Raw genomic sequence first — 10849 nt, 5'->3', positions numbered from 1 at the left:
GATTATCGGCTCCGCCGCGCCCGCCCGTGTCCGATCCGTGCCAGTGGCGGTCTTCGGCAACCGGGGCGCTCCCGGCGCAGTACCGTCCGGGAGCCGTCGCACCACGGCGTTACCAGGCACTCATCCGGAAGAAGGAGCAGGACGTGGCGAAGGGTCGCAAGAACGGCCTCTACGAAGGCGTCTCCGAGGAACTCTCCCGCCTCATGCGCACCGGCTGGGCGAACAGCGAGCGGCGCGGGACCGAGCCCGCCGAGCAGGCGCCGTACGCGGCCGCCCGCCGCGCCGCGCTCTCCGCGCGCTTCCCCGGCGAACGGCTCGTCATCCCCTCCGGCAACCTGAAGACCCGCTCCAACGACGACACGTACCCCTTCCGCCCGTACACCGGCTATGTGCACATGACCGGCGACCAGGCCCGCGACGGGGCCCTGGTGCTCGAACCCCGCGCGGACGGCGGCCACGACGCCTACTGCTACCAGTTGCCCCGCGACAGCCGGGAGAACGACGAGTTCTGGATCGGCTACACCGCCGAACTGTGGATGGGCCGCCGCCGCACCCTCGCCGAGTCCGAGATCCTCCTCGGACTGCCCTGCCGCGACGTCCGCGGCGCCGCCGCCGACCTGGCCGCCGTCACCGGCGTGCCCACCCGGATCGTCCGCGGCCACGACCCCGCCCTCGAAGCCGCCGTCAGCACCGACGAGGACCGCGACGACGAGCTGGAGGAGGCGCTCTCCGAACTGCGGCTCGTCAAGGACGCCTGGGAACTCGGCGAGATGCGCAAGGCCGTCGATTCCACCGTCCGCGGCTTCACCGACTGCGTGGGCGAGCTCTCCCGGGCCGTCGCCTCCTCCGAGCGCTGGATCGAGGGCACCTTCTTCCGCCGGGCCCGTCTGGAGGGCAACGCCGTCGGCTACGGCTCCATCTGCGCCGCCGGCGAGCACGCCACGATCATGCACTGGACGGACAACGACGGCCCGGTCCGCCCCGGCGAACTCCTCCTCCTCGACGCCGGCGTGGAGACCCACTCCCTCTACACCGCCGACGTCACCCGCACCCTGCCCATCAGCGGCACCTTCACCCCGGTCCAGCGCCAGGTGTACGACGCGGTGTACGAGGCGCAGGAGGCCGGCATGGCCGCGGTGAAGCCGGGCGCCCCGTACCGCGACTTCCACGAGGCGTCCCAGCGGCACCTGACGGCGCGCCTCGTCGAGTGGGGCTTCATCGAGGGCCCGGTCGACCGCGCGTACGCCCTCGGTCTCCAGCGCCGCTTCACCATGGCCGGCACCGGCCACATGCTCGGCCTCGACGTCCACGACTGCGCGCAGGCCCGCACGGCGGAGTACGTCGACGGCGTCCTCGAACCGGGCATGGTGCTCACCGTCGAGCCCGGGCTCTACTTCCAGCCCGACGACCTCACCGTGCCGGAGGAGTGGCGCGGCATCGGCGTCCGCATCGAGGACGACCTCGTGGTCACCGAGGACGGCCACGAGAACCTGTCGGCGGGACTCCCGCGCTCCTCGTCCGAGGTGGAGGCGTGGATGGCGGAGTTCGCGGGCTGACACCCCGCAGGCAGCCGCGCCGCGCGGCCACGGCTCGTACCTCCGCGGATTTCGCCTCCGCGCGGTCCGGTGTTGTCCGGGTGTTCAGGCCGTGGTCTCCCACGGAGGTGATCTTCGGCCGGTGAGCCGCGACGCGCCGGAGCGGCGGCGGAACGGCAGGGGGCACCCGTGGGGCGTGGAGCCGTGGGAGCGGCGGCGGCAGCCGTCGTCGTGGCGGCGGGGCTGCTCGTCGCGGGGCTGACGGAACCATCGGGACGGGGGGAGCCGGCGCCCGGCCGTGCGGGGCCGGGCGCCGGCTGCACGACCTCCGTCCCGTTCACCGCGGGGGCCGGCGGGTACGTCGGCTACCGCATCCCGGCCGTCGTGCGGACCCCGGCCGGCACGGTGCTGGCCTTCGCCGAGGGACGGGCGGCCGGCGGCGGTGACAGCGGCGCCATCGACATCGTCGTGCGGCGGTCGGAGGACGGCGGCTGCACCTGGGAGCCCCAGCGGATCGCCGCCGACGGCCGGGGCGACACCCGTGGCAACCCCGCCCCGGTGGTGGACCCGCGCACCGGCGACGTGGTCCTCGTCAGCTCCTTCAACGGCGCCGAGGCGACGGAGAGCCGGATCCTCGCCGGCCAGGTCCCGGCGGCGCGCGGCCGCCGGGTCTTCGTGCAGCGCAGCGCCGACGACGGCCGGACGTTCTCGGCGCCGAGGGAGATCACGGCCCAGGTGAAACGGCCCGGCTGGCGCTGGTACGCCACCGGGCCCGGCCACGCCGTGACCCTCCGCCACGGCCCGCACGCGGGGCGGCTGGTCGTCCCCGCCAACCACTCGGCGGCGCCGCCCGAAGGCTCGGCCGACACCGGCCGCGAACCCCGGTACTACGGGGCCCACGCGCTCTACAGCGACGACGGCGGCAGGTCCTGGCGCCTCGGCTTCGTCGACGACACCTACGACGGGCAGGTCAACGCCAACGAGTCGGCCGTGGCGGAACTCCCCGACGGCAGGCTGTACTTCAGCGCACGCGACCAGCTGGGGAACGGCCCGGGCAACCGCGCGGACACCACGTCCGGCGACGGCGGCCTGAGCATCGAGCGCCCCTTCGCGCCGCAACCCGCCCTGGACGCCGTGCCCGTGGTGCAGGGCAGTCTCCTGTACGTGGGCGGGCCGGGCGGCACGCTGCTGTTCTCGGCCCCGTCGGTCCCGGACGCCCGGGTCGCACCGGCCCTCTGGAGCAGCCGCGACGGCGGGCTGACCTTCACGAGGACGCTGACCGTGTCCGGGCGGAAGGGCGCGTACTCGGACCTGGTCCAGCTGGACGGGGAGACGATCGGACTGCTTCACGAGACGGGGACGAAGAGCCCGTACGAGACGCTGGAGTTCCGGCGCGTTCCGCTGGCGGCGGTGACCGGCCCGGGCGGCGGCCCGGCCTGACGGCCCGTCCGCGATCGATACGATCATGTGTCGATCGAGAAGTACGGGGGGAAGAAAATGACGCTGTCAGCGGCGGCGGAACCGGGTGCCGACGACGGGCCGGTCGGACGTGCGGGAAGTGCCGGCGGTGCCGGTGGTGCCGGAGAGGGCGGCGGCGAACGGCCGGGCGCGCGGCTCGCGCAGGTCGACGCCCTGCGCGGCTTCGCCCTGCTGGGGATCCTGCTCGTCAACATCGGCTTCCAGGCGTCGGCGTACCACGGGGTCGGCCTGGCGGAGCCCGGCTTCGACTCGCCGCTCGACGGCGCGGTCCGGTGGTTCGTCGCGCTGTTCTTCGAGTCGAAGTTCTTCCTGCTCTTCTCGTTCCTCTTCGGCTACAGCTTCACCCTCCAGCTGGCCTCCGCCGAGCGGGACGGCGTCCGCTTCGCCCCGCGCTTCCTGCGGCGTCTCACAGGCCTCTTCGTCCTCGGGGTGCTGCACGCCGTCCTGCTGTTCTCCGGTGACATCCTCACCACGTACGCGCTCCTCGGCCTGATCCTGTTCGCGGCCCGCCGGGTCCGCCCTCGCGCCGCCGTCCGCACCGCCGTGATCCTGCTGACCGTGACCGCCTCCCTCTACCTCCTGCTCGCGGCGGGCGTGTTCCTGATGGGCGGGGCGGACGTCCCCGACGCGGGTGCGGCGGCGGAGGCCGAGCGGGCCACGCAGGCGCTGCGCGGCGGTCCCGGCTCGGTGATCGGCCAGCACCTCGCGGAGCTCTCCGAGTTCGTGTTCGCGCTGATCTTCCTCCAGGCACCGGCCAGCCTCGCGGCCTTCTTCCTCGGCCTCGCGGCCGGGCGGGCGCGTGCCCTCGGCGACCTCGCCCGCCACCGCGCGACCCTGGTCCGGCTCCAGTGGGCGGGCTTCACGGTGGGACTCCTCGGGGCCGGCGTGTACGCCTGGGGGAACCTGGCGGACGCGGGGGACGCGTTCCAGATCCTCGCCATCGGGATCGACCTGCTCACCGCGCCGCTGCTCTCTGCGGCGTACGGCGCCACGGTGCTCCGGCTCACCCAGGGGCGGTTCGGCCGGCGGACGGTGGCCCTGCTCGGCCCGGTCGGCAGCATGACGCTGACCGGCTACCTCACCCAGTCCCTCGTGTGCGCCCTGCTGTTCACCGGGTACGGGGCGGGCCTCGTCGGCCGGGTGCCGCCGGCGGGCGTCCTGGCGATCGCCCTCGCGCTCTTCGCCGCGCAGGTCGTGGCGAGCCGGTGGTGGCTCCGCAGGTACCGGAGCGGCCCGGTCGAGTGGGCGCTGCGCGCCTGGACGACGCTGAGCGTCCCGCCGCTGCGCCGGGAGGCCCAGGACGGACGGCCTGGACGTGGGGCCTGGACGCGGCCCGGAGGATGCGGTTAGCTGCAAGTGCACCTAATCAACAAGTTGCATAGGAGCCTGCCGTGCACCCCTTCCGCAAGGCCGTCGAGGCCATGGACCACGCCGCCGTCGAGGCGCTCCTCGCCGAGGACGTCGTCTTCACCAGCCCGGTGGCCTTCCGGCCGTACCCCGGCAAGGCCATCACGGCGGCGATCCTGCGCGCGGTCATGCGCGTCTTCTCCGACTTCCGCTACGTACGGGAGATCGCGAGCGCGGACGGCCGGGACCACGCCCTCGTCTTCACGGCGAAGGTCGGCGACATGGAGATCAACGGCTGCGACTTCCTCCACATGGACGAGGAGGGCAAGATCGACGACTTCATGGTCATGGTCCGGCCCCTGTCCGCCGCGCAGGCCCTGTCCGCCGCCATGGGCGCCCAGTTCGACCGCGTCAAGGCGGAGGCCTTCGGCGGAGCCGAGGCGTCGGCCGGGTCGGCGGGGACGCCCGCCGACGGCGAGCGGTGAGCGACGGCTGAGGACGGCGGGGGAGCGGCGGCGCTCGTACGCGGACGTGGAGATCGGGCGTACGGTCGAGATCGGACGGCCCGGCCGTTCACCGATTCAGGTGACAGCGGCCAAGGCGAAACGTCCCTCCCGGCGGCGGGGCGGCCACGCTCGAAGCGACACATGGAGCCACCCTGTGGAGCGTCCGATGCAGCTGATCCCCCGTCATGACCCGTACCTCGTCGTCCGCTCGACCGGCGGTGACACCGTCGCCGTCCTCCGCGGTGAGCTCGACCTCGTCCTCGTACGGCACCTGCGGCCCGAGCTGGACGCCCTCGTCCGGGAGTCCGACGCCCTGACCGTCGACATCCGGCGCCTCACCTTCTGCGACGCCACCGGACTCGGCCTCCTCGCCCACTGTGCCGGACGCACCCGCCAGAACGGCGCGCGCTGGCGGCTCGTCTGCGACCAGCCGTGGATCCTCCGGCTCATCCGCCTGACGGCCCTCGACGAACTCCTGCGCCCGGAACCCCCGCGCCCCGACGACGCCGAGTCTCAGCCCGGCCCGCCGGACCCGCTGGACCCCCGCCTGTCCGAGCCCGGCGTCACCAGGCCCGTCTCGTGGGCGGCGAACCCCGACTGACGGCCGGCGGGCCGAATTCCGTGGCGGCGGGGGCGTGCGAGAACGATGATGTCCGGATGAGCAGCCCGCGCACCGAGACCGCCCCGCACGCCGTGACCACCTCGTCCGCCGAGACCGCGCCGCACGGCGCGACCGCCCCGCCCGCCCCTCCCGTCGACGCGCTGATCGTCGTGGACGTGCAGTCCGCGTTCGTCACCGGGGACGGGGCCGTGCCCGCCGCCGAGCGGCTGGTGGACCGGACGACGGACCTGATCGCGCGGGCGCGCCGGGACGGGGCGCTCGTCGTCCACCTGCAGAACGACGGACCGCCCGGCGCGGAGGACGAACCCCACACGCCGGGCTGGGAGTTGCACCACCCCGTCGAGCCCGGCCCCAGGGAGACGGTGATCCGCAAACCGTACGACGACGGCTTCGAGGAGACCGCGCTGGGCGTGGTCCTCGCGGACGCGGGAGTCCGGGCGGTCGCCGTCTGCGGTGTGATGTCGGAGATGTGCGTCCACGCGACGGCCCGTACGGCGCTGGCGCGCGGCTACCGGGTGGTCGTCCCGCACGACGCCCACGCGACCCAGGACGTCCCGGCCGTGCCCGGCGTCAGCGAGGCCGTTCCGGCGGCGGTGGTCTCCCGGGTCGCGGCGTACGCCCTCGGGAGCGACGCGGAGGTCACCGTACGGGCGGCCGACGTGACGTTCACGAAGCCCGCCGGGGAGCGGTGGCTCAGCCCCTGAAGTCCGCCGGACGCTCGGGGGAGGCCTCGGCGAGGGCCTTCGTCACGGCCTCCACGCCTTCCCGGAGGCCGTAGACGGGCGTGCCGGGCTGCTGGCGCCAGGACTCGTCGATCCCGCCCGCGTCCACCGTGTCGAAGCCCAGTTCGTCGATGAGGGCACGCACCTTCCGCTTGGCCGCGTCGTCGTCGCCCGCGACGGGCAGCGCGAGCTGGCCGGGGTCGCCGGCGGGCAGCGGTCGGTCCAGGATGTCCTGCGCGTACGTGCCGTTGAAGGCCTTGACCACCGGGTGGCCGAGGTGGCCCTCGGTCCAGCGGCTCTCGGTGAGACCGTCGTCCTCGATGGCGGCGATCCGGCCGTCCCGCTGGGGGTAGTAGTTGTTGGTGTCGATCACGACGAAGCCGTCGGCGGCGCCGTCGAGGACACCCGCCGGAAGGTCCGGGACGTTCTTGAGCGGGACGGTGACGACGACGACCTCGGCGCCGCGCGCCGCCTCGGTTGCCGCGACCGCGGTGGCGCCCGTCTCCTCGGCCAGCGCCGCGAGCGTCTCGGGGCCCCGGGAGTTGGCCACGGACACGTCGTGACCGAGGGCGGCGAGGCGACGGGTCAGATTGCCGCCGATGTTGCCGGCGCCGATGATGCCGATCTTCATGGTGCTTCCTTCTGTCCGTTCCTGCTGTGTGCAGCGGTTGCTCGTTGCAGCTCCTCGGTCCGCCGGTTTGTTCCTGCCCACGCGATCGGATAATTGCAAAATTCTGCAATTCGCTACATCCTGGTCGGGCCGTGCCCGTGCGAGAAGGATGGCGACCCGCATGACCATCGAATGGCGCTACACCGTCCAGCAGGACCTGGGCGTACTGTCCTTGGCCGGGTTCCTCGGAGCCGACGCCGTGGGACGGTTCACCGGGGCCGTGGGATGGGCGGTCGCGCGCGGCACGGGACCCGTCGTGCTCGACCTGACCCGGCTGCGGGGCTGGTCGGCGGGCGGGCAGCTCGCCGTGGCCGAGGCCGCCCTCCGGCTGCGGTCCGCCGGCCGGACCCTCGAACTCGCCGCGATCCCCGCCGACGGCTCCCTCGTGCCGGGCGGCGACGGCGCCCCGATGCCCGTCCACCCCGACCTCGCCGCCGCGCTCGCCGCGCACCGCGGCGCGGGCGCGGAGCAGCGGGCCTGGCGCAGCGACGCGTGGCCGACCGCCTGAGCTTTCGGAGGATTCCGGCCGCCGGACCGTCCAACTGCCGTACCGTCCGAGGGGGTTCCGGGCGGGGCCGGGCCGTCGCGCCGCGGGTGAGTGCGGCGCGGGTTGTGCCGTCCGCCCCGGCAGGCGCGAGGATGGGGGCATGGTGCTGAGGGCTGGGACGACGGGACGCGCGGGGTGGGTGCGATGAGCGCGCCGCTCTACCAACTGAAGGCGGAGTTCTTCAAGACGCTGGGGCACCCCGTCCGCATCCGCGTCCTGGAACTGCTGAGCGAGCGGGAGCACGGGGTCGCCGAGATGCTCCGCGACACTCGGGTCGAACCGGCCTACCTTTCCCAGCAGTTGGCCGTCCTGCGCCGGGCGAACCTGGTCGTCGCCCGACGGGAGGGCACGGCCGTCTACTACGCACTGACGAGCCACCAGGTGGCCGACCTGCTGCGGACCGCCCGCACGATCCTCTGCGGCGTTCTGACGAACCAGACGGAACTCCTCGCGGCCCTCCACACCACACCGCCCCGGGAACCGGCACCCTGAGCCACGGTGACCGCCGGGGGTGCGGGAATCCTCCCCGAGCAGGGGGTCAGGGACGCTCCCGCGAGGTCAGCGTCAGGCGGGACGGGCCGTGGAACACCCAGTCCGGGGCGTACTCCACCTCCACCCGTGGACGGGCGCCGGTCCGGAGCGCCGGCAGCCGTTCCAGCAGGAGCCCCAGGCCGATCTCCGCCTCCGCGCGTGCCAGCGCCGCCCCCACGCAGTAGTGGATGCCCAGACCGAACGCGCAGTGCCGGCCGGTGTCCCGGCGGATGTCCAGCCGGTCGGGGTCCGGGAAGCGGGCCGGGTCGCGGTGGGCCGAACCCAGCACCAGCTGGACCCGGTCGCCCCGGCGGACCGCTCGGCCGGCGAGCTCCGCGTCCCGCCGCGCCCACCGCGTGACCATCTGCACGGGTGGGTCGTGGCGCAGGAACTCGTCCACGGCGTTCGGCAACAGGCCCGGGTCCGCGCGCAGTTCCTCCGCCACCTCCGGCCGCGCCAGCAGCGCGAGCACCGCCTTGCCCAGCAGGCCCGTCGTCGTCTCGTGCCCGGCCGTCAGGAGGTGGACGCAGGTCGACGTCAGCGCGGTCGTCCCCAGCGAGGGGTCCTCGGCGCCGGCCGCCGCCAGCGCCGAGAGCAGGTCCCCCCGGTCCTCCGAGCGGCGCGCCGCCAGCTCCGCCCGGAAGTACGCGTCAAGGTGCGCCGCCGCGCGGTCGGCCCGTGCGAGCGCGGCCGGCGACCGGTCGCCCCTGGTCCCGCCGGACCGCTGGAGGGCGAGCGCCTCCTCCCGGAACCACGGCCACCGACCGGGGTCGACCCCGAGCAGCCCCGCCACGACCAGCAGCGGGAACGGGGCGGCGAAGCCCTCGACCAGTTCGACCACGGGCCGCCGCGCGAGGGGCCGTACGAGTTCCTCCGCGATCTCCCGTACGCGGGGACGCAAGGCCCGTACGGCCGGAGCGCTCAGCGGCGGGGCCACCTGGGCGCGCAGCCGCGTGTGCCGGGGCGGGTCCAGGAAGACGAGCCAGTTCTCGACGATCCGGCGCAGCGTCCCGTATCCCTCGGGGATCGGCGCCGCGCTCGCCGCCGACGGCGACGCCCGGCCGAAGCCCCGGTCCGTGAGGACCCGCGCGACCTCCGCGTACCCGAAGACGTACCAGGTGGTCGGCCCTGCCCGGTCGGTCGGCCGCCCCGGATGCACCGAACCGGCCTCCCGGTACCGCCGGTAGACCGGGTACGGGTCGGCCAGGTCGAGCCCCACCGGATCGAACACCCCCACCCCGCCCGCCCCGTTCATCCCGCGTCCCCCGACCCGGTCGCCGTCGCGCCCGCCCCGCGGACCAGGTCCGCCAGCCGCGTCGGGTCGGGCGGTGCGGTGTGGCCCCGCCAGGCCACGTGGCCGTCCGGGCGGACGAGGACCAGGGGGCGGTCGTAGCGCCGGGTCACCTCGGGGGTGTCGCAGTGCTCCACCCGCAGGGGCACCCGGCGGTCGCCGAAGGCCCGTACGAGTCCGTCCGTCAGCGGGGCGCGGGCGCCGACGCGGAGCAGCACGAACTCCCCGCCGAAGAGGTCGAGGGTCGACCGCCCGGGTGCCAGCCACGCGTGCGGGGCCCGGGCGCCCGGCACTGCCGACCGGTTCCATGCCGGCTCGGCCCGGGGCCCCTCGGGCGGGCCCGGCTCCGCGGCCTTCTCGTCCGCGGCGACCGGCGCGACGACCGGCGACGCGTACCGGTGGGCGAAGTGCGCGTCGGGCGCGTCGAATTCGCGGCCCGGGTCCGACTCCGCGATCTCCCGCGAGAGCGCGGCCCGCGCCCGCTCCCCCTCGGGTGTCGGGTCGCACAGCGCCCCGGAGAGCCGCCGGTCGAGGGTGCGGCGCAGATTGCGGTGGCTCTCCTCCAGGCTCCGCAGGGCCACCGGCCGCCGCTCGCTCTCATAGGAGTCGAGGAGGCCGGGTCCGGCCCAGCCCGCGAGCTCCGCGGCCAGCTTCCACCCCAGGTCCGCCGCGTCCCCCACTCCCGTCGCGAGCCCGAACCCGCCCGAGGGCGACAGCGTGTGCGCCGCGTCCCCGGCGAGGAGGACCCGCCCGGCGCGGTAGCGCGAGGCCACCCGGTGGGTCAGGTGCCAGGTCGTGTCCGACAGCACCTCGAACGGCACGTCCGGCGCCACGGCCCGCCGTACGGACTTCGCCGCTTCGGCGGGCCCGGCCGGACACGTCAGCCGGTACAGGCCCCGGCCGTCGATGGCCCGCAGGGGGTAGCGGAGCCCGCCCGGTTCGGTCACGAAGTGGACCAGGGCGGCGCGCGGACCGAGGCGCTCCGCGAGCTCGGGCGCCCGGAACAGGATGTTGCGCAGGACGCGGGTCCGGTGCCGCTCGGGCGCGTCGATGCCGCAGGCCTTCCGCACCCGCGACGACACCCCGTCGCAGCCCACCAGATAGCGGGCGTGCACCGTCGTCCGTACCCCCGCCCCGTCCACCAGCCCGGCGCTCACCCGGTCCGGGAGCCGGGTGAACCCGAGGAGCCGGGTGCCCAGACGCACCGGACCCGCCGGATGGACGCCGACGCGCTCGGTGAGCAGCGGCGCCAGCCAGTGCTGCGGGCAGACCGCCTCGGGTTCCGGCGTGTACGGGAGCGGCGGCCGCCCACCGGCCGTCCCGAGCGGCACCCGGTGCAGCTCGTGCCCGCCGACGGCGGTCACCCAGGCCACGTCCAGGGTGTGGTCGGCCGGCCAGCCCGCACCCCGGATGGCGTCCGCGACCCCCCAGCGCCGGAAGGCCTCCATCGCGCGCGGGCCGATCGTCGACACCTTGGGGTGGGTGACCCGCCCGTCCCCGGCCTCCGCGAGCACGAAGTCCACACCCCGGTGGGCCAGATCGAGCGCGAGCGCGAGCCCGACCGGCCCGCCGCCCACGATCAGCACCTCGGTCTCCATG

Annotated in this window: 11 protein-coding genes; 8 read left to right on the top strand and 3 right to left on the bottom strand. The window is 74.9% G+C overall.

All coding sequences use genetic code 11. From position 1 onward, the window contains the following. Window positions 1-143: 143 nt before the first annotated feature. The 6 genes from DEJ43_RS03745 (at window position 144) to DEJ43_RS03720 (ending at window position 6193) form a co-directional block, all read left to right on the top strand. A complete protein-coding gene (locus tag DEJ43_RS03745) occupies window positions 144-1556 on the top strand; it encodes an aminopeptidase P family protein (protein ID WP_015031978.1) in 1413 nt (470 codons plus the stop codon). Window positions 1557-1724: 168 nt separating this feature from the next. Continuing rightward, window positions 1725-2975, top strand: coding sequence for a sialidase family protein (locus tag DEJ43_RS03740; protein WP_418361350.1), 1251 nt, complete (start codon window positions 1725-1727; stop codon window positions 2973-2975). A 57-nt stretch (window positions 2976-3032) separates the two neighbouring features. After that, complete coding sequence (locus tag DEJ43_RS03735) at window positions 3033-4364, top strand: DUF418 domain-containing protein (protein WP_015031976.1); 1332 nt, start codon at window positions 3033-3035, stop codon at window positions 4362-4364. Window positions 4365-4405: 41 nt separating this feature from the next. Then, the gene (locus tag DEJ43_RS03730) at window positions 4406-4846 is read left to right on the top strand and encodes a nuclear transport factor 2 family protein (protein ID WP_015031975.1); all 441 of its coding nucleotides are present in this window, start codon (window positions 4406-4408) and stop codon (window positions 4844-4846) included. Between the two features lie 187 nt (window positions 4847-5033). Beyond that, complete coding sequence (locus DEJ43_RS03725) at window positions 5034-5468, top strand: STAS domain-containing protein (RefSeq protein WP_015031974.1); 435 nt, start codon at window positions 5034-5036, stop codon at window positions 5466-5468. Window positions 5469-5524: 56 nt separating this feature from the next. After that, window positions 5525-6193: an isochorismatase family protein gene (locus DEJ43_RS03720; protein WP_015031973.1), complete on the top strand. Its 669-nt coding sequence runs from the start codon at window positions 5525-5527 to the stop codon at window positions 6191-6193. Here the strand turns inward: DEJ43_RS03720 and DEJ43_RS03715 are convergent. Further along, window positions 6183-7004 (bottom strand): NADPH-dependent F420 reductase, encoded by an 822-nt coding sequence (locus DEJ43_RS03715; RefSeq protein ID WP_078508857.1) that lies wholly within the window; start codon window positions 7002-7004, stop codon window positions 6183-6185. The genes DEJ43_RS03720 and DEJ43_RS03715 overlap by 11 nt on opposite strands. Between DEJ43_RS03715 and DEJ43_RS03710 the strand changes: the two genes are divergently transcribed. Together DEJ43_RS03710 and DEJ43_RS03705 are read left to right on the top strand one after the other, a co-directional pair. Next, on the top strand, window positions 7003-7389 hold the full coding sequence (locus tag DEJ43_RS03710) for an STAS domain-containing protein (RefSeq protein ID WP_015031971.1): 387 nt from the start codon (window positions 7003-7005) through the stop codon (window positions 7387-7389). The genes DEJ43_RS03715 and DEJ43_RS03710 overlap by 2 nt on opposite strands. A 183-nt stretch (window positions 7390-7572) precedes the next feature. Next, a complete protein-coding gene (locus DEJ43_RS03705; RefSeq protein ID WP_015031970.1) occupies window positions 7573-7920 on the top strand; it encodes an ArsR/SmtB family transcription factor in 348 nt (115 codons plus the stop codon). A 46-nt stretch (window positions 7921-7966) separates the two neighbouring features. Here the strand turns inward: DEJ43_RS03705 and DEJ43_RS03700 are convergent, their stop codons facing one another. Together DEJ43_RS03700 and DEJ43_RS03695 are read right to left on the bottom strand one after the other, a co-directional pair. Continuing rightward, window positions 7967-9214 carry a cytochrome P450 gene (locus DEJ43_RS03700; protein ID WP_015031969.1) on the bottom strand — a complete coding sequence of 416 codons (1248 nt, stop codon included), beginning with the start codon at window positions 9212-9214 and terminating at the stop codon, window positions 7967-7969. Continuing rightward, complete coding sequence (locus tag DEJ43_RS03695; RefSeq protein WP_015031968.1) at window positions 9211-10848, bottom strand: FAD-dependent monooxygenase; 1638 nt, start codon at window positions 10846-10848, stop codon at window positions 9211-9213. The genes DEJ43_RS03700 and DEJ43_RS03695 overlap by 4 nt, the downstream gene beginning before the upstream one ends. Window position 10849 lies beyond the last annotated feature (1 nt).

Origin of the sequence: Streptomyces venezuelae ATCC 10712, from assembly GCF_008639165.1 — a bacterium.
Lineage (GTDB): Bacteria > Actinomycetota > Actinomycetes > Streptomycetales > Streptomycetaceae > Streptomyces > Streptomyces venezuelae.
This window is presented reverse-complemented; position numbering and strand designations above follow the sequence as displayed.